At 39.5% G+C, this 20935-nt stretch carries 15 protein-coding genes; 3 read left to right on the forward strand and 12 right to left on the reverse strand.

All coding sequences use genetic code 11. The annotated features are described in order from the left end of the window. Positions 1–123: 123 nt before the first annotated feature. On the forward strand, positions 124–1422 hold the full coding sequence (locus LJE12_RS14070) for an AAA family ATPase (protein ID WP_227292228.1): 1299 nt from the start codon (positions 124–126) through the stop codon (positions 1420–1422). Beyond that, complete coding sequence (locus LJE12_RS14075; RefSeq protein WP_227292230.1) at positions 1422–2075, forward strand: RloB domain-containing protein; 654 nt, start codon at positions 1422–1424, stop codon at positions 2073–2075. The genes LJE12_RS14070 and LJE12_RS14075 overlap by 1 nt, the downstream gene beginning before the upstream one ends. A 164-nt stretch (positions 2076–2239) precedes the next feature. On the opposite strand, the gene LJE12_RS14080 is transcribed toward LJE12_RS14075, so the two are convergent. From LJE12_RS14080 to sfsA, 6 genes are all read right to left on the reverse strand, one after another. Beyond that, the gene (locus tag LJE12_RS14080; RefSeq protein WP_008706435.1) at positions 2240–3118 is read right to left on the reverse strand and encodes a methylenetetrahydrofolate reductase; all 879 of its coding nucleotides are present in this window, start codon (positions 3116–3118) and stop codon (positions 2240–2242) included. A gap of 25 nt (positions 3119–3143) precedes the next feature. Continuing rightward, on the reverse strand, positions 3144–3764 hold the full coding sequence (locus LJE12_RS14085) for a methylenetetrahydrofolate reductase C-terminal domain-containing protein (protein ID WP_008706433.1): 621 nt from the start codon (positions 3762–3764) through the stop codon (positions 3144–3146). Position 3765: 1 nt separating this feature from the next. After that, positions 3766–5730, reverse strand: coding sequence for an electron transport complex subunit RsxC (rsxC, locus tag LJE12_RS14090; protein ID WP_019162840.1), 1965 nt, complete (start codon positions 5728–5730; stop codon positions 3766–3768). A 731-nt stretch (positions 5731–6461) separates the two neighbouring features. After that, on the reverse strand, positions 6462–9071 hold the full coding sequence (locus LJE12_RS14095; protein ID WP_227292232.1) for a hybrid sensor histidine kinase/response regulator: 2610 nt from the start codon (positions 9069–9071) through the stop codon (positions 6462–6464). Next, positions 9068–9907 carry a substrate-binding periplasmic protein gene (locus LJE12_RS14100; RefSeq protein WP_227292234.1) on the reverse strand — a complete coding sequence of 280 codons (840 nt, stop codon included), beginning with the start codon at positions 9905–9907 and terminating at the stop codon, positions 9068–9070. Before LJE12_RS14100 ends, LJE12_RS14095 begins: the two co-directional genes overlap by 4 nt. Positions 9908–10287: 380 nt before the next feature. Further along, positions 10288–10986: a DNA/RNA nuclease SfsA gene (sfsA, locus tag LJE12_RS14105; protein WP_227292236.1), complete on the reverse strand. Its 699-nt coding sequence runs from the start codon at positions 10984–10986 to the stop codon at positions 10288–10290. A gap of 217 nt (positions 10987–11203) precedes the next feature. Between sfsA and LJE12_RS14110 the strand changes: the two genes are divergently transcribed. Then, positions 11204–12946 (forward strand): diguanylate cyclase domain-containing protein, encoded by a 1743-nt coding sequence (locus LJE12_RS14110; protein WP_227292238.1) that lies wholly within the window; start codon positions 11204–11206, stop codon positions 12944–12946. A 223-nt stretch (positions 12947–13169) separates the two neighbouring features. Here LJE12_RS14110 and LJE12_RS14115 read toward each other — a convergent pair whose 3' ends face one another. From LJE12_RS14115 to LJE12_RS14140, 6 genes are all read right to left on the reverse strand, one after another. Next, a complete protein-coding gene (locus LJE12_RS14115) occupies positions 13170–13832 on the reverse strand; it encodes an RloB family protein (protein ID WP_008706409.1) in 663 nt (220 codons plus the stop codon). Further along, on the reverse strand, positions 13810–15162 hold the full coding sequence (locus LJE12_RS14120; RefSeq protein WP_020993632.1) for an AAA family ATPase: 1353 nt from the start codon (positions 15160–15162) through the stop codon (positions 13810–13812). Before LJE12_RS14120 ends, LJE12_RS14115 begins: the two co-directional genes overlap by 23 nt. A 93-nt stretch (positions 15163–15255) precedes the next feature. Next, positions 15256–16809, reverse strand: coding sequence for a recombinase family protein (locus LJE12_RS14125; RefSeq protein WP_008706407.1), 1554 nt, complete (start codon positions 16807–16809; stop codon positions 15256–15258). Next, on the reverse strand, positions 16802–18457 hold the full coding sequence (locus LJE12_RS14130; RefSeq protein ID WP_008706406.1) for a recombinase family protein: 1656 nt from the start codon (positions 18455–18457) through the stop codon (positions 16802–16804). Before LJE12_RS14130 ends, LJE12_RS14125 begins: the two co-directional genes overlap by 8 nt. Beyond that, positions 18458–20131 (reverse strand): recombinase family protein, encoded by a 1674-nt coding sequence (locus tag LJE12_RS14135; protein ID WP_227292240.1) that lies wholly within the window; start codon positions 20129–20131, stop codon positions 18458–18460. A gap of 281 nt (positions 20132–20412) precedes the next feature. Then, entirely contained in the window at positions 20413–20658 is a 246-nt protein-coding gene (locus tag LJE12_RS14140; RefSeq protein ID WP_008369874.1) for a DUF6870 family protein, read from the reverse strand. Positions 20659–20935 lie beyond the last annotated feature (277 nt).

Consider the following 20935-nt stretch of genomic DNA (forward strand, 5'->3'; position numbering starts at 1 on the left):
ATCCGGATGATTGTCGATTTATGTTTGAAATCAAAGCAAAAATATCACATTATTTGATAATATTGTTTGAATATATTTTGAAATAAGTATATACTAATAGAAAATGAATTTGGAGGGATAATTATGCTGATAGAATTCAGGTTCAAGAATTATAGATCATTTCGTGATGAGGCAACGCTATCTATGGAAGCAACGGGGCTTGGCCCCTTCAAAAAGAGCTTGATTTCATATGGTTCGTTGAACTTATTACCGAGCGTTGCTATATATGGAAAAAATGGTGGAGGTAAAAGTAATGTAATTCGGGCGTTTTGGCTGGCTGTGCAATTCATTAAAAATGCGCAAAGAACACAGCACGAAAACGCAAAAATACCAGTAATACCATTTGCTTTAAATGATTATTCTGAAGATGAACCAACAGAATTTGAATTCATCTATACTTTAGACGGAATTAAATACTGGTATTCCTTTGCCGCAACGAAGGAAAAGATATATAAAGAGTATTTATACCACGCACCAAAGGGACAAAAAGCGTTAGTTTTTAAAAGAGAAAATCAATCATTTATTTTTACAGAAGAAAAGGCAAAGAGAAAGTTAATCAGCGAAACCGTTGCATCGAATCAGTTGTTCTTTTCGTTGGCTTGTACAATGAATGACGCTATTTGCGCAACTGCAATGAAGTGGTTTCGGGAATTGCTTTATTTTTCAAGGGATTATTCAGATATTCCTAAACAGCTGTTGGATTATTCTAATGATGCCAATATGCTGCAGGCGATTTCGGATTATGCCAAAGCTGCGGATCTCGGTATTGAAAGTATGCAATTTGAAATTGACAGTAAGGAAATTAAGAACAATCTAAGTTTTCCCGAGAATATACCAGACGGTATAAAAGCAGCCTTGATTCAGTTTATGCATATTCTGGCAGATACGTCGAGCAACTCAGAAACAAGATTAAAAATGAATGAGGTTAAAGCAATATCGAAACATCAGGGTATCAATGCTAATGGAGAAGCGGTTTTATACCCGTTAGAATTATCGGATGAATCAGACGGAACCAGAAAACTCATGTCTATTGCACCTGCAATCGAGTCAGCACTGAAAAAAGGCGGAGTTCTTATCGTTGATGAAATTGAAAAAGAACTTCATCCAATGTTGGTAGATTTTGTTGTGGCAAAATTCCAGAGTAAGCAGTCTAACCCAAAAGGAGCGCAGCTTATCTTTACGACTCATAACACGGAACTTATGAATATGGAAATCCTGCGTAAGGATCAGTTGTACTTTGCAGACAAAAGCAATGAAGATGGGATATCAGAGCTTTATAGTATTAGTGGATTAGGTACCAGAACTACAGAAAATATCAGAAAGGGATATTTGCTTGGTAAATATGGTGCAACTCCTGATATTGAGATTGAGGAGGTGGAATAATGCCTCGTAAAGTAAAATCTGCCAAACCACTAATCTATGTATTTTGCGAAGGTGAAAGTGAACAGGCATACACTGATTATTTAAAAAAGACTTTCTCGGACGTTGCTGTTTTAAAAAGGCCACCAGATACAGGACTGTTTGAGGAAGCAGAAGCAAAGTTTTCAAAATCACCCAAATATAAAAACAGCATAGATGTAACAGATGAAATATGGTTTTTTTATGATGTAGAAGAAAAGGATATTTCAAAATGGAATGATAGGTTTACGATTATAAAGAAACTTCGTAAATTGAGAAAAAAACAAGGAATACGGGTAAGATTACTAATGACTAGTGGATGTATTGAGTATTGGTTTATGTTGCATTACAAATACTATACTCCGAAACTCATTACCGTTCCTGAAAAGGAAAAGGTTATTAATGAAGTTAAAAAATTAATCCCAACTTACGTAAAAGGAAATTCTGCGGCAACAGAGAAGATTGCAGTCAATTATCAAAAAGCAGTAGAAAATTCAAAGAAAACTGTAAAAGCATTATTGCCAGATGGACTGCCGGGAATAGATGATACAGATGTCAGAAACCAATGGTTAAATACAAAGAGCGTCACATTTTCTAATGTATATGAAGCAATTGAATTTTTACAAAACTGTGGATAAAAATGTATCGTAGCATTTGAGTCAGACTCGATGATAGGAAAGGGGCTGTCTATTTCCCGACAGCCCCTTTCCTATAAAAAGAGCTGTCCGCCCCGAATGCAGATTTCTGCATCCGAAATTCAGACAGCTCTCTGAATTACTCAGATAGAGTAATATTTAATTTCTTAGATCTCAGCCAGTTTCAGCAGATCCGGGATCTTGGATTCCCAGCCAAGTGCCATGATATGTACACCCTGACAGTATGGCTTGCACTCTTTGATGATACGTGCAGCGATCTCAACACCTGTGATACCTGCTTTTGTCTTTTCTTTGTCTGCTTTCAGTTCCTCGAGCATTTCGTCCGGAACATGAATACCGGCAACATTATTGTTCATGAATTTAGCCATTCCGGCGGACTTAGGAATAATGATACCAACCTGTACAGGTTTTCCGAACTGTTTGGCTTTTTCCATGAATTTGATAAATTTCTCCGGTTCAAATACTGCCTGTGTCTGGAAGTATTCTGCACCTGCAGCTACTTTTCTTTCCATTTTTGCAAGCTGTGCGTCAACGGAATCGCTGCATGGAGATACAACAGCACCCTTGGAGAATTTCGGAGGCTCGCCAACCAGTTCGTTTCCACCAAGATCCACACCGGATTCCAGAAGCTTCACTGTGTGAAGAAGGGATACGGAGTCAAGGTCGAATACAGGTTTTGCCTGTGGGTGGTCACCCATCTTTGTATGGTCACCTGTGAGGCAGAGGATGTTGTCAATGCCCAGCATTGCAGCGCTGAGAAGATCAGACTCCAGAGCGATACGGTTTCTGTCACGGCATGCAAGCTGGAAAATAGGATTCATGCCTGCATCCTTGAGAACCTTACACATTGCAAGAGATCCAAGACGCATAACAGAAGACTGGTTATCAGTTACGTTAACTGCATGAACATCCTTAAGGTATGTTTTTGCTTCTTCTACCAGCTCATCTACGTGGATTCCTTTTGGCGGTCCTACTTCTGCAGAAACTACAAATTCACCACGGTCGAATAATTCTTTCATTTTCATTGTACATTGCTCCAATCATTATAATCTATTTTAATTCATCGTCTGTTGCAAAGTTATGAATCTGTGTCGGACATTTCAGCGCGTCAAGGCGTCCGATCTCTTTCAGACGTCTGTAGATGCGTTCCCATCCACATTCCATCTCGCTGTCCACTTCACATTTACCGTTCTTGGAACCACCGCACTGGCCGTTCACAAGGCTCTTTGAACATGCTGTGATCGGGCAGATCCCGCCTGTCAGGTTCAGGTAGCATTCACCGCACTGGTCACATTTGTACTCTAACGGTGTCACGCCCTGAAAACCAGGTACCGGGTATGTATCGCAGGCTGCACAGACCATCTTGTCTTCCAGATATTCTGAAACGGTCTGTACACCAACACCGCAGGAGAATACCAGAACCAGATCTGCTTCCTGGATCTTGCTCATATGTTTCTTAAGACGTAATTCCATATTTTCCGGATTACAGATGTAATCAGTTGTCATGATTCCTGTCACATTTCCTTCAGCAGCAAGTTCCTTCTGAAGTCGGGCAGCTTCTTTTTCCGGAAAACGAACTTCTTTACATCCATGACAGTTGATAATGAAAACTTTCTTTCCGGCTGTCAGTGATGTAATCGCTTCTTTTGCTTTTAACTGGGTAATCAACATATTATTTCATCCCCCTTACTGCATTTTTTCCGGCTTTGATACTGTTAATGATCGGAATCTTGGAAGAACAGATATACTGACAGCATCTGCACTCAACACAATCCATAACGTTCATGTCTTTCATGCCCTGCCAGTTCTCGTCTTTCGCATATTTCACGAAATACAGAGGTGAAAGTTCCATCGGACATACATCTACACAACGTCCGCACTTGATACACGGCTGTTCTTTTGTCTCATCCGGTTCAACGGCAATAATACCATTGGAGCCTTTCATCATCGGTACATCCAGTGTGTTCAGAGGGAATCCCATCATTGGTCCGCCCATCTTAACCAGAACATCGTCATCTGTAAATCCGCCACAATAATCGATCAGCTCTCTTACGCTTGTACCGATCTTGATAACGAAGTTTCCAGGATTCTTGATCTTCTCGCCTGTTACTGTAGCAACACGCTCAACCAGAGGCATTCCTGTCTGGATCGCATCGGAGATTGCTTTTACTGTACTGATATTATCTACTACAACGCCGACATCTGCCGGAAGACCGCCACTTGGAACAATTCTTCCCATAACGCGCTTAATGAGAGTTTTCTCAGCACCCTGCGGGTATTTGGTTCTTGCAACAAATACTTCCATGTTTCCGATGTCAGCAACTTTTTTCTGCATTAATTCAATGGCATCCGGCTTATTGTCCTCGATAACGATGATACCCTTCTCGGCACCTGTTGTCTTAAGGACTGCTTTCAGGCCAAAAATAATGTCATCTGCATACTCAAGGAGTACTCTGTGGTCTGCTGTTAACAGAGGCTCACATTCACATCCGTTGAGAAGGATGGTATCTACCGGTTTGGCAGGTTTAAGTTTGACACAGGTCGGGAAACCTGCACCGCCCATACCAACGATTCCGGCTTCACGGATGATATCAATGATCTCATCCGGAGTAAGATTGTCAAGATCACCATGTGGCTGTACGGATTCGTGCAGAGTATTTTTTCCATCCGATTCAATAACAACAGCCATCACTTCGCTTCCGCGCGTGCCATGCATACGCGGTTCAACAGCAACTACGGTTCCGCTTACGCTGGAATGTACCGGAGCACTGATAAATCCGGCAGCTTCACCGATCTTCTGACCAACTTTTACAGTGTCACCAACCTGAACGATCGGATTGGCCGGTGCGCCCAGATGCTGTGACATGGAGATTACAACTGTCTTCGGATCCGGGAATTTCTTCAGAGCGATGTGCTCACTGAATTCCTTGCGTTCTGACGGATGAACACCGCCGTAATATCCGTCCAGTCTGTCTTCTCTGATGGACTTCACATAGTCGTTGATCACTTTGAAATTAACTTTGGAGAAATCACGAACCTGTACAGGCTGGTTTAAGAATTCTTCCAGACGTCCCTGTTTTGCAAGTCTCTGGTAAATCTTCTCCCATGCACAGTCTTTATTCGGATCTACTTCGCATTTTCCATTCTTTGCTCCACCGCACTGTCCATTGACAAGACTCTTTGAACAGTCAACGATCGGACAGACACCTCCGGTAATGTTCAGATAACACTGCGCACATGCGTCACAGCTCTTCTTGGTAAGTGCCATGCCATGATGACCTCTGTAGTTAAGGGTGTTGCTTGCAGCAACTACCGGCTTACCTGCCAGATCCGCAACGGTCTGAATACCAAGGCCACAGGAAATTACTACTACATTCTCTGTACCTTCCGGAATCAGATCCTGTAATTTTCTTTCTGTGTGCATCTTGTTGCATAAGAAATCAAATTTTGCACTGCCTGTAACATTCTTTCCCTGATCTGCAGCGAATTTCAGAAATTCGTCACAATCCGGTTCGTCAACAGTTTCAAATTCTTTGAAACATTTGTTGCAGGCAATCACAAACAGGTTGTCCTTACCGTCAAGCACTGATGCAAGTTCATCACTGCTTTTCAGTTTGTACTTAGTATAGTTTTCCAATTGCTCACCTTCCTCACGATAAAATTTTATCCTTATGATATCTGTTCTTATCCGTTCCCTCCATCTCTGCACTCAAAAAAGGGCTAATAAAACCAGATAAATAAGTTCAATACATATACCTTATTAAATGTAACATAAAATGCACATTTTATCCAGTTTTATTAGCAAATTTTATAAATTTCTTCTATGATTTCATCCTAAAATTCTATGAAGTGCAGATATTTGTACTGTAAAGGATGTGAAATCAGTAAATTGTATACAATATACTTTATTCTATAGTAACTATGGCGATTCCACAAAGTATGCTAATGCAGACTACAAAAAGATATGATATGATAAAAAAAGAGGATATCTGCAATATCCCCAGACCACTCATTTATCAGAAAGAAGCGTGTTTATATGAAAAACACCCGTTTACAACTTTATAAATGATAGACTTGTTAATGAATCATCTGTTTTAAGGCCTTTGTTATAGCATTTGATTTTATATGTGTTTCGATATTTTTCACGAAAGTGGCAAAGTATACCAGCTGTCACAAAGGATGATGACATGATCTTTGCTGTGAAATTCAGGCATAACCTGCCGGATCATGGAGACTGCCAGTTCCAGTTTAGACTCTTTTTTCTGCCACATACGATAACCAAGAGGAACGGAAAGATAAACCTGCTGAAAAGTTTTTAACTTTTCTTAGCAGGTTTATTATAAGTACTTTCTGTTTTCGTCAAAAGCATTAGAACGTGTCTGAATTTTCAGACACGCTTTGGCGCATTCTCTCCAGATTTTCCAGAATTATATCTGCGCTAATTGGTTTGGCAATATGAGCGTTCATACCCGCTTTGATTGCCTTTTTACGGTCTTCTTCAAAAGCATTGGCAGTCATCGCAATGATTGGTATATTTGCGCATTTCGGATCATTCAATGTACGGATTTCCCGGGTTGCGGTATATCCATCCATCTTCGGCATCTGAATATCCATGAAGATCAGATCATATTTTCCGCCTTCTGCAGATGACATGATATTCACAGCATCTGTACCATCCTCAACGCAATCCACATTCAGACCAATTTCCTCCATGATCGCTGTTGCTATCTCCCGGTTCAGCTCATTGTCCTCTACAAGAAGAACTTTCTTCCCTTCATAACGCCTCTGAATTTCTGCCCGGATCTTCTTCTCATTCTTAAGGGGCTCTCTTTGCTCCGGATCAGGTTCCTCCTTCACAGTCATCTCTGATATTTCACATTCAAGCATAACCGTAAACTCCGTTCCCCTTCCAACTTCACTTTCAACATGAATCGTACCGCCCAGCATATCCACAATGTTTTTGGTGATTGCCATTCCGAGACCGGTTCCTCCGATTCCATTCTCCGTAACGGTATGTTCTCTTGTAAACGAGTCAAACACCTGCTCCCTGAACTCCGGTGACATCCCGATTCCATCATCCTTGACACTGAATACCACTGTTATATATCCGTCTCTTCTGCATGATTTCTCAGAAACACGAATATTAACCGTACCCCCGACCGGTGTAAATTTCACAGCATTACTGCTGATATTCAGAAGCACCTGCGTCAGGCGCAGCTTGTCGGTAATGATATCTTCATGGAGTATATCCTGTGTATCAATATAAAACTCCTGCTGTTTAGAATGTACAGATTCCTGTATAATTGTATTTAAGTCATGCAAGATATCCGGCAGGTGTACAACTGTATATTCAATCCGTACAGAACCGTTCTCGATTCTGCTCATATCCAGCACATCATTGATCAGGCTGAGCAGATGCTGACCGGATATATGGATTTTTTTCAGATAATCCAGAACAAGCTCCTTATTGTCAATATGTGTTGTCGCAAGCGCAGTAAATCCAATGACCGCATTCATCGGCGTGCGGATATCATGAGACATATTATTCAGAAACACAGTCTTCGCCCTGTTCGCATGTTCCGCAGCCGCAAGTGCATTTCTCAGATTCCTATCCTGCGCAATCTCACGTTCTTTTTCTTCTGTCGCATCACGGATTGCAACCAGAACTGTACACAATTTCCCATCTTTATCATATCCCTGTGGCACAATGATCATTGTCATCCATCTTTCATCCACTGTCCGAGCTGTAAAACTCAGCGTTTCACGTTCTTCCAGACGTTTTGCCACTGTACTTATATCGACAAATTCCCAGTATGCCTTCTGAAATGGCTCTGCAATCACCTGCCTTATAAGTTCTTCCTGATGCGCTTTGAAAAGCATATCCCCATTCTGATCCGGCTTCATATTTCCTGAAGATTTCAGGATTTCGATTTCCTCTGTTTTTAGATTCACAAGAGAAATAGAGGCATATGCATGCCCCAGTGCATTGATCACCCGAAGTCTTTTCTGGTCCTGAAGGATACTTCTCTTTTCTGTTCTGCTCCTGTTCACCCGATAAAGTAAGAAAAGAAGCAGTGCAAGCAGCACATAAATCACACATATAATATTTCGTGTGATGTACACCTGACTTTCCGGGAAAAAGATATATGCATCGTAGTCTTTGATCTTCTCCCGACGTCCGAACCAGTTTCCTGTCTCTGAACGAAGATGGACAATTCCATTCTCATCTGCCTCAAATTTATTTTTATACTGACTTTTTGCTTCTTCTATAGAGCGGGCAGTCAGCTCCTGTCTGTTTGTACTGACAACCTTATCATCATCACAGATCACAACACTTCCATTCATCTCAAAAGGAAAGTCAGAAAATAACGATGCCATCGTCAGATCTCCATTAAGCTCATTTACTTCCTCCTTCTGCGCATATGTGATCAGGATACCTGCCGCATCCTGTCTTGCCACTGCCGCAAAATCATAGATCTTTCCTTTATTTCTCAGACGGGTGGTATAAGTCTTTTCCGGATGCTCTGCAATATCACGTACATAATCACTTTTGATCAGCTTCTGCCAAAGCGGCATAGTATCTCCATCTTTTGCATTCTGTTCTATCACCTTCAGATTCTGATCCAGTACAAGGATTCCTGTCAGGCGCTGTTCCCTGGCATATTCGTCCAGCATTTCTGTACTGAGATTTCCTTCCTGTTCTATGACTCTGCTTAATTCTGTTGTTTTGTCCAAAAGACGTACCAGGCTTTTCACCTGATCATTGGTGTTATAAATCTCATAACTTTCAATTCGGTTTTTTACAAAATCAAAGGTCTCATCCAGAGTACTGTTCAGCTTGCTATTATCTCTCGCTGTCAGCAGAAGAAAAGTCAGTATTCCGGAAAAAATCAGAATAAACACAAGCAAACACACATTTCTGTCGACCCTCTTTTTCTTCTGTTTCTGCGGTATCTGCCTTCTTATCTGTCTGCTCATTTACTTTCTCCTCCCGGCAGAGTTTCGTCCGCATCCAATCCGTATTTTGTAACTATTTTTTCTGTAATCCCTTCACTTTGCATCTCTGTAAGCGTTTCTGCAAGCTTTTCTGCCAATTCTTCGTGAGTTCCTTTTTTGAAAGCAATTCCAAGTTCTGATTTATAAGGACTTTCCTCCAGCATACGGTAAGCGCCCTTGCCATCCTGTATCAGACTGCCAAGCATTGCCTCATGTCCCGCAATCGCATCTGCATAATTTTTTCTAAGTGCAGCATAAAGCTCATTCGACGAAGAAAAACAGTTCACCTGTTCTGCCTGCGGAAGATTTGATTCTATATTATGAAGAAAGAGATCTTCTGCTTTTGTGGTCGCCTGAACTGCAATCCTCTTCCCTTTCAGATCCTGAAGTGTCCGGATTTCACTCTCGGCTCTTACAACCACCATCTGACGACTGTACATATACGGTCCTGCCCACTGATATTTGTTTTCTCTTTCATTCATGGAATAGCAGCTCCACAGACAGTCTATTGTTCCATCTGACAAAAGTTTCTCTTTATCTTCCCAGACAACCTTCTCAAATTCAGGCTGATAACCCAGCCTCTGAAAGGCTTCCTCTGCAAGTTCCACATCAATACCTTTATACTCGCCATCACTCGTCTGATAGCTGTAAGGTTCAAAATAATCTATTCCGATAACAATCTCCGGCAGTTCACTGTCCGATGTTTTCTCTTTCTTTATTCCACATCCTCCCGGTATAAGACTGCCTGCCAGAAGAAGTGCTGCAATAAAAATTCTTTTTCTGCGGGTATGGGAGTCATTCTTTCGATTTTTTCTCATATCCAGTTCCTTTCCATTTATTACTGTTTCGTAATCTGCGTGTCGGTTCCCATATAAGTGGCCATCTTTCCTCAATTGAAGCAGAGGGCTTATCCGATTCGGATAAACATCGAAACGATGCAAAAAAAGTTCCACGTAAAAAACTTTTACAGGAACTTTTTTCATAGTCATCTCAGGTTTTTGACTGATCTGCCTATAAATCTGTCAACAAAACTTCTGATACATATTATACATTTCATATACTTTCATGTCTACAATTATTTACTGCTCTGAAGTATAAAACACACGTTACTGTTCACAGTAACGTAGCCAAAATTCATTCCAGATTGCCTGCGGCAATGGAATTTTGAATAGGACCTGCTGATTGCGGGAATACTTTTTTATTTCCAGTCAGAAGCAAGGCATACAGGTACCGGATCATGAATTTCCATTCTGTCAGGTTCTACCAGGCAGTCATAGGCCAGAATATGCACTCCTGCCCTTTCCGCTTCCTGTAATGTTTCTCCAAATTCCCGATGAGTCCCCCAATTGGGCTCAAACCTGTCAACTCCCTTCATCTGGATCACCAGAAGCAGATAAGCTTCGTATCCTTCCTGCATACAATGGATCAGCTCCTTCAGATGCTTCACACCTCTTTCTGTAGGTGCATCAGGAAATCGTGCTATATTGTCAGATTCCAGAGTGACACCTTTCACTTCTATAAAAGCCTTACGTTTCTCTGAACAGACGTAAAGATCAAATCTGGAATTTCCATAGGTCTTCTCCGGCGTTACCTGAACCTTTTCCGGAAAAAGATGTCCTGCCTTTACCCACTCCAGTGCTGCTTTATTGGGAATCTGAGAATCCATATTGATCAGGCCCCTGCCCTTTTTATTTACGCAGATCAGATCATAGGCTGTCTTTCTCGCCGGATTGCTGCTCTTTTCCAGAAAAACCTGTGTACCCGGGACCAGAAGCTCCCTGCACCTGCCTGTATTCTTTACATGAACCGTTTCCACCTGCCCATTGATCTCCACATGTGCAATAAACCGATTGGGACGATCTATGAAACGGCCCTCTGTGATATGTTCGTACTTCATTTTTTCTGCTCCTCTTTACGCATTGTATACATACCATAACATGTTTTCCTCATACCTACAACATTTTCACTTTAAGAAACTTTTGTCTGATTTTGCCTATGTTTTTGTACCTGTGTTTTGAAAAAAATTCATTCCGTTTTTTCATTTCTGTGCTATAATATTCCATCATAAAAATATCCGATAAAAATGAGGTGAAACAGGTGAAGAAAAAAATCTTGTGCCTCTTATCGTTTTTTTACTGAGCATGTGCCTTGTTGGTTTCATCGTATACAAAACAGACACTCACGAAAAATGGCAGAGACGCACAACCGCACAATTAAATGTATCAACCTACGGCGAACGTATTAAAAATGAAATTACAAATGGAATTGCGATCACAGATACTCTGAAACAGGTTCTGATCAGTGGAAATGGAGATATCAAGCAATTTGATACGATTGCAGAAAATCTTATATCTGATTCTATTGAAAGTGTACAGCTTGCTCCGGACGGTGTTGTAACAGATATTTATCCTGCTGAGGGAAATGGGGCAGGTAAAATTGATCTGCTCCATGATAAAGACCGTGGCAGAATTTCCTGTTATGCAAGAGACAACCATACAATCATTACACAGGGACCCTTTGAATTGAAACAGGGCAGCTATGGAATTGCTGTTCGCAATCCGGTCTACCTGAATGATGAGCACGGACAGGCGTATTTCTGGGGATTTACCATTGTTATCCTGCGTGTTCCTGATATTTTTTCCGACTCGATCCATGCACTTTCAGGTTTTAGATATGAGTACAGACTTTCCAAAACAGAAACTCCCTGGAGTGACACTTATAAAACCGTTTACCAGTCAGATGGTCAGATAACGCAGCCGGTTTCTTATGATTTTACCATAGGGAAAGAAAGCTGGAAGTTTGAATTAACTCCTGAAAGCGGATGGCAAGACAATTTATTAATAGCAAAAGCCAGTATAATATTTACTGCCATCACCTTACTTCTGTCGGGACTTATCAGGGTATGGCTGGTATCAAACGAAAACAAAAATAAATTTCAGATACTGGCACGCACGGATTCTCTTACAGGTATTTACAACCGCTATGGATTTGACGAATCAGCAGAAAAGATGATGGATAAAAATCCGAAAGCACATTTTGTGGCTGCACTCCTTGATATCGATGATTTTAAGTTTATTAATGATATCTATGGCCACGCCTATGGAGACAAAGCATTAAAGAGTCTGGCAGACAGCATGAAAACATTTTTTCCATCTGATGCATTACTGGGAAGAAACGGCGGGGATGAATTCTGTATTCTTTTACAAAATTATACCTGTGAAGATGCAAAAGAACTGCTGCAGCAATTTACCGGACTTCCAAAGGCATTCTCATACAAGGGAAAAGAACAGTCATTTAACATTTCTCTGGGATATGCGGAATATCCCACATTTGCAGCCAGCCGTTCACAGCTTATGCGCTGTGCAGATGCAGCCCTTTATGAAATAAAACTTCACGGAAAAAACGGGTGTATGGCCTACAGGGAAGGTCTTCAGTCCGGAATCCGTAAACAACTGGGATTCGCATTTAAAGATATCTCTGAACACCTTCCGGGTGCATTTATCATATACAGAGCGGACAAAGACGATGACGAACTCTTTTATGCAAACCATGAGTTCCTTCATATGACCGGATATAAAGATATGGACGAGCTCTTCAGACTCACCAATAAGCGCTTCCGCAACCTGATCCTGAAAGATGAACAGAAACAGATAGAATCCAGCATCTGGGAACAGATTGATAGTGGTAATGAAAATGACTATATTCACTTTCACCTCCGAAAAGCTGACGGCTCCTATCTTTCTGTCCTCGATCACGGAAGAATCGTAAAAAGCCAGCAATACGGAAGGGTGTTCTATGTATTATTCATGGACTGGGAAGATATGCATATTCATTACAGTGATAAATTTTCCGAATAATAACAGACATACGACTGTTTTTCACGAAAAGGCTTATTTTTCAACTATAATGAAATACTTTCTGCAAGACATAATCGCCCCGAGGATGTCAAGTCATTGCTACAAAAAATATGCGGCTCTTTTGCCACCAAAATGGCTTAAAACCGCATATTTCTGTATAGAGGACGTTATATAATTGTCACAAAGTAGGTGGGGAGGATGTAACGTCATTGCTACATCTTTTCTATCCTAATGCGTCAATATTTATTCCTACTTTCGCAAATAAAAATTGTAGCAACACATGCATTTGCGTATCTGGATTATCATAATATCTGTTTTCTTTTGGCGTTTTATTTGCCTCTTTACCCTGATTATCCTCTGATATTTTTTTACCCCTTTGAATTGCATTCTTTATATCAGATAATCCGATTTGATTGACTATTTCCGTTACCCTTTTTTCTTTTTTTATGTTTGCATCTGCTGCTAACCCAAAAACTTGTCGTAATTTATCAGCATATGCATCCTGATTTTGTACTATATCAAAATAGTCTTCTTTATGAAGAATTAGCCATAAATCAAAACAATAATTTGTATATCCTAATTCAATCTTATTTTCTATTGCCAAATCTATTGCTTCTTCATACTTATCCTTTTTTCCGTCATAATCAAAAACAGATACTTTGTTTTCCTTACCAATAGATTTCTGAATAGTTCGTTCTACCACACACTTAGGATTTCCGCCATATGGTTCCGCATAATCAAATACTAAATCATGCGTTCTTTCTTCAACGCAATTCACTAATTCTGCTACTTTATCAAAATATATTCTTTCCTGGTTTTTTCCCTCACATCCTACAATGCAGAGGAATTGTGGTCTTCGTATTTTATTGTTCTTTGGACGATTCAAGATTATTCGCCTCTCTTTCCAATATGTGCTTAAATGCAATTTCCAAATCCATATGTGGCAATGCTCCATATTTTCCATTCAAATAATTTTTTAATATTCTTTCTTCTGGACGTAATTTGTAATCTGCTAAAGAATATATCTCGCTCACCATATCATTCCTTCGCTTTTCAACCATTACAATTTGATCATGTCTAAGCAATTCACCGTCTAAATATATTGGATTATGCGTATTGAAAATTAACTGAGCATTATTTTTATTGATATCTTTATTGTTAAAAATTCTTATCAGCGATACAACAATTTCAAAATGCAATGAAGCATCCATTTCATCCAAAACAATGACCCCGCCATTATCTAAAACATCTATAAACGGTTGTAACAATCTAATCAAATGGATAGTTCCTCTCGATTCCATCAGCTCTGAATCTACAATCATGGATATTGCATATTTTTTTTGTGGTTGCTCATCTTTTCTTAATGGTACTTGATACATTGAACACATAGATAATTCATCATTATCTGTTTCTGCCATAAATCCAATTTTTTGATTTCCAAACTCAGCTATATTCATAACTTCTTTAACTGAGGCACTTTCGAAAATATTTCTACGAATATCTTTATCTGGTTTTTTATTAAATATCGTCTTTAAGTCTTTTTGTCTAAAATTCATGTCATTTGCATTCATAATAACATTAAATTTTTCAAACCATAAATTAAAATCCTCAAAATATTTTTTATCAAACAAATTGCTAATTGCACCTGCTACAACTAACTTTTGTTTATCCAATGTCTGGTTCAATTTGTGAATCAAGCGTTCAGAAAAATCCGCATCATCCTTATTAATATAACCTTTTTTTACTAATTTCTTTACATCCACATAAATTTGATTTTCATCATCTCGTGAAAAGAACAAGTCATCATTAACATAAAGAACCTCTTCTTCAATTTTATATACATCAATATCCGTAAACTTAATTCCGTATCTATAAATATTATTTTGAGTGGAAAATGTAATTTCTAAAGAAACCGGATCATACCAACTTGTATCTCTAATAAAAGATAACATACTTTTATAAGATTCCAGCTCTTTGCAATTTAAGGTTCCTTTCATAACCATTTTTTTTAATATATCCATTGCCAACACAATGTTGGATTTTCCACATGCATTTGCTCCATAAATGACAGTCATTGGTAATACTCTTAACTTATTACCATTTACACTTTTATCTATCACATAATCATTATGCGTTTTCTGTTTACTTGAAAGCATTGTAAAAAAAGTCTCATCTTTAAATGACCTAAAGTTTTCCATTTTAAAGTTTAACAACATTTTTTTTGCATCTCCTTTCCATTTCTTTATATAATTATACATCATTATTGCTTTTTATCAACAATTTTATTGTTATTATATGCTAATTTGTTGCTATTTATACTCCACCCCCACTCTCCCGTCATCATACACATATATTCCCTGCACATATTCTTCCAGCATCTCTCGTGTCAGATTCTCATAGCCTAAATACTTCAACATTTGCTCCACCGGAACATTCTTTTTCATCAGGATTTCTTTCTCGTCGTTTATCAACTCATCCAGTTCCTGTACACGTTTCTGCAGTCGTTCTCTTTCTTCTTCCAACTGCTTCTTGGCTTCCATAAACTGGTTCTGGTTCATCTGTCCCTCGTGATACTTCTCATAGTTCTGGCGGTTCTGGATTTTTATTTGTTCTTGACACTTTTCACAATCTGCACTTTCCGTCTTATAGGCTTCTATACTGTCCTCATGCTGTTTTCTCATGGATTGCTGCATCTGTTCTTGGCTGATATTCTGACGTAAGTAAGCCTTTATTTCTGCCAGCACGATATGCTCCAGCATTTTGTTATCCGCTTTCCCGGCGAAACATCCTGTATCTTCTTTTCCTTTACTGTAAGCACAGCTATAAAGAATATGACCATGAATCGGACTGCTTGAAGTCAGGCTTCTGCGACAATTCCCGCATTTTACATAGCCACCTAATAGTGTTGTTTCCCTGTCAAATTTGCTTTTCTTGGTGTATCTGATCTGAAGGGACTGTGCTTTTTCAAAAACTTCTTTTGATACAATCGGCTCGTGATGATTTTCCATCACTTTCCACTGATTTCTCGGTACCGGTACTTCTTTCCCAGTTCCGGGATCTGGAATCTTTGTTTTTCCATAGACCATACAGCCTATATAAGTTTTATCATCCACAATCTTCCGTATCATATCACTCGTCCACTGCAGTCCTCTTGATGCAGCTTTCTTGCTGTCTGATTTCTGTCGTCTACTCATAGACTGCAAGGGAGTCAGTACCCCCTCTTCATTAAACAACCGACAAATCTCCATCTTTGAATATCGCTGATTGGTCAGTTCAAATACTCTGCGAATCACTTCCGCTTCGTCCTCTACAATCACCAGTTCTTTCTTATTTTCTGGATTGATTCGATACCCATAAGGTGCAGAACCACAACAATACTCACCTTTTCCCCGTCTGGTGTTGACTGCTGCCTTTACCTTTACAGACTGATCTTTCACATAGAAGTCTGCGATCAATCCTTTAAACTGTACTTCGATGTCTGAACTCTTTCCTTTATAATCTTTAGAATCATATCGGTCTGAGATAGAAATGAATCGTACTCCCAGGAATGGAAAAATCTGCTCCAGATAAGTTCCCATCTCAATATAGTTTCTGGCAAAACGTGAAAAATCTTTTACCACAATGCACTGCACTTTATTCTCTCTGGCAAGCTCCAAAACCTGTTTAATTGCCGGACGCTCCATACTAGAACCAGAATATCCATCGTCGTAGAACTCCTGAAATGGCATAGAAGCCAGTTCCGGAATATTGGAAATATAATCTTTTACCAGTTTTCTCTGATTGATAATGCTGTTGCTTTCTCCCTCTGAATCATCTTCCATGGAAAGACGGTAATATCCAATAATCAGTTTCTGATTACTCATATTCTACCGCCCCCTTAAACCCGAAGTTGATTTCCAGTCTGTTATCACCATATAGATACATACTTTCAATCAGGCTCTCCGCAAGTTCCGCATTGATTCTGGTTGTCCCATCCAGTTCCAACAGACTTCGTAAAAATCTGGCTTCTTTTTTCTGCTGTTTTTCCAGTTTACGTATAGTCTGCTCCAGAGACTTCTTCCTCTCTTCACAGAACACTTTCCAGTTATTACGGTCATCTTTCATTTCTATATAGGCTTCTTTGGAAAGTTCGCCCTCTTTATATTGCATAAATGCCTGTGCCAGTTTTTCTGAACGTCTTTCCATATCTGCATCCAGTTTCCTGATCTCTGCTTGAATTTCTTTGATTTTGGTAAGAAATACTGCACTGCTTATAGCAGACATATCCTTTTTCCGTAAGTCAGATAACTGAAACTGTCTGGTCAGCTCTGAACGGACAATTTTCTGCAGCTTCTCTTCGGAAATAGATTTGTGACTACATTTTCTTTCATCCCGATACCAGGCAGCATTGCAAAAGTAATACACATTGCCTCTGTATCTACGTGTACACATTTTTCGCTTACAATCTCCACAATACAATACATTGTAAAATGCTCTTTCATCCTCTTCCCATCCTACTGTAGTTTTTGTTGCTTTCTGTTGTGCTACTTTTAACCTGACCTGTGCTTTGTCAAACAGTTCTCTGCTGATAATCGGCTCATGAGCATTTGGCGTAATAATCCACTGACTCTGGTCCAGTATGTCACACCATTTTTCACCTCTTTGAAATCTGGATTCGTATTTTCTCTGAACCAGATCACCATAATAATTATTTCGATTTAAAACCGCACGTATCGAAGAATTTCCCCACTGATGAAGATTCTCTCCATCCTGACAGTACACATGATGATATTGGTTATAGTCCGAAATCCGATGTACCCTATCCTCAAACAGCCTGTCAATAATGCTCTGTATGCCATCTCCCGAAGCATATTCTTCAAAAATCCTGCGGACAATCTTTGCAGCTTCCGGTTCCACAATCAACTTACAAATTCCATTTATCTTTTCCACACAATATCCGTATGGAGCTGTAGATCCCACATATTCACCGTTTTTTTGTGCAATACGTTTCGCCGCCCGTTCTTTTGCGGAAATGTCTTTTGCATAAGCATCATTCACCAAATTCTTGATATTCATGGATAATTCCTGATTCTTAGCACCCGGTGCAAATGAATCATAGTTGTCACATACAGAAATAAATCGCACTTTCATAAAAGGAAGAATCTTTTCCAGATAGTTACCAGTTTCAATGTAATTTCTTCCAAATCGTGAGAAATCCTTTACCAGAATACAGTTTATTTTACCTGCCCTGACATCATTCATCATCCGTTCAAATCCCGGTCTGTCAAAATTTGTTCCGGTTTTTCCCAAATCAGAATAAATATCATATACAGCAATCTCATACTCTTTGTCCGGATTTTCATTGTGCTTCTGAATGAATTCTTTTATCAGCGTAACCTGTGTTTCAATAGATTCTGACTTTTTTTCATCATTATCTACGGATAATCTGGCATAAATTGCAGCCATACATACCGGAATACCAGAAATCTTCTTCTCTGTGTTTTTCTTATATCTTTTTGCTGTTCTTGCCATTTATCCCACCTCTTTCCTGCACTCTGTCCTGTGTTCCGCATAAAACCGTCTTATGACTTTCATCTTCTCAATCATATCCTGATAGCGGATGTGAATTTTAATTTGCTTGTTTTCATAAATATAGATTTTATCTACGGTCAGTGCCAGCAATGTGCGATCCAGTTCTTTGATTTCCAGTGATTTCTTCCAGTCCTCCAACTGAACAGTTGCAGACACTCCACCCTCAAACATTTGCTTTACCAGCTTTTTCTGATTCTCAATCATCTGCTCCAGTTCTTCACATTTTCTTCCATAACTTTCCCGAAAATCATCGAACTCCGCTTTGCTGATCAGTCCCTCTTTCAAGTCATCACCCAAAGATGCTTTCAGACTGTAATAACGGTTATATTCTTCCTGCAACTTACTAATCTGCGTATCATAACCGATTACCTGATCGTAACTGACTTTCATTTCACAAAGTTCTTCCATAATCATCTGATAGTCTACGAAAAGTGCCGTATATGCCTGAATCTCTTTCAATACAATCCTTTTCAGCACCTCTTCCGGAATACTGTGTCTGGTGCAATCTCCACCTTTATTTTTTGTCTGGCAGATATAAAAGGCTTTTTTCTTCCCCTTATACTGATTTACCCTGCGTATCATCGGTGTCTTGCAATCTCCGCAAAACACAAATCCCGAAAAAAAGTTTGCACTGTCTGATGTTTTCGATGCCCTGCCATCATATTGAAGCAGTTTCTGAACCACATCAAAATCATTCTGCCTGATAATTGCCGGATGCGTATTTTCTACTTTCACCCACTCTGATTCTGGCTTATCCAGGCGTTGCTTTACTTTATAGCTGATTCGTTCCTGCTTGCCCTGTACCATGTTTCCAATGTAAACCTCGTTGGTCAGAATCCTTTTAACCTGCACTGCCGACCATTTCGGTGTGTCTGAGCTGTGAAATCCAGAATTATAATTCTCACCATTTGCCTTTTTATATTCTTTTGGTGACTGCACATGTCGTACATTCAGCTTTTCAGCGATTGCTCCAAGACTGAATCCATCAATTTTCCATGAAAATATTTTTCTTACAATATCCGCTGCGTAAGAATCAATCACCAGACAGTTCTTATTCTCCGAATCTTTGCAGTAACCATACGGGGCAAATGCTCCAATAAATTCACCTTTTTCACGTTTGATTTTCTGGTGGCTTCGCACTTTATCGGAAATGTCCCGGCAATAGCTTTCATTTACAAAATTTTTGATTGGAACAACAAATGACTTTTCTGAAAAATCTGCTGTTTTACTGTCAAACTGGTCTGTAACTGAAATAAAACGCACATTTAAAGCCGGGTAGGTCTTTTCGATCCATCGCCCGGCTTCTATATACTCTCTTCCGAATCTGGATAAGTCTTTTACAATCACGCAGTTTACTTTTCCAGCTTCTATATCAGTTGTCATTCGTTTAAACTCAGGTCGGTCAAAATTTCCTCCTGAGTATCCGTCATCCACATATATATCAAAGATCTGAATATCCGGCTGGCTTTTTACAAAGCTCCGAAGTAACTCTCTCTGATTTGCAATGCTGTTGCTCTCTGACTTCGCACCGCCCTCTTCCATATCATCTTTCGATAATCGAAGATACAATGCAGCATCGTATATATCTGGCTTATTCATTTGCATCTGTTCCATTTTACATCGCTCCCAACTTACTTATTCACATTGATTATCAACACAATCCAGCACTCCACTATTCCGCGAGGCGTTTTGTCATGTTAATGACAAAATCCCGAGACATATAAGTCAAAATCCCATCGCTGCAAGCGATTTCTAATGGATTTTGACTCATAACTGTGAAGGTACTGAACAGTTATGAATTTGAAGTCAGAAACCATGTATCACATTCATTTTCCCTGACTTCACATTAACATAACATCTGTAGCTTCGCAAGATATTTTTTTCAAGACTTGCATCTAATACATCAACTCCGTTCTTTTTCTTAGATAATCACTAATGGCATCTGTGGCATCCATTTCTCCTGTCATCTCCACGACCACCACATATCCTTCATTCATGTGAGCATACGGCTGATCGCCGGATTTATCCAGAAAAGTTTCCACTTTCTCAGAAATAGCTTTATCCATATCAGGAATTAAATCCTCAATGTCCTTTAACTGCTCCAGATCAACACTGGAATCTATTACTGACTGATTCACCATAATGCTCACCTCTTTTCCAACATATTCTTTGTATCAGTTGTCCTATACCTGCAATTTTCTCAAATGCATCACCTTATCTGGATATTCTTTAGCAACTACTTCACTGTCAATCTGAATATATGATAAGCGCTTAATTTTTAGATATGATAGAAAAAATCCCCGACTACTTTTCAGTAGCCAGAGCACCTTGCTACGAAAATAAAACTCGTAGCCAAAAACTGAACCTTGCTACGAAAATAAAACTCGTAGCCAAAAACTGAACCTTGACAACAAATGT

This window comes from Blautia sp. DFI.6.71, from assembly GCF_020593585.1.
Taxonomy (GTDB): domain Bacteria; phylum Bacillota; class Clostridia; order Lachnospirales; family Lachnospiraceae; genus Blautia_A; species Blautia_A wexlerae.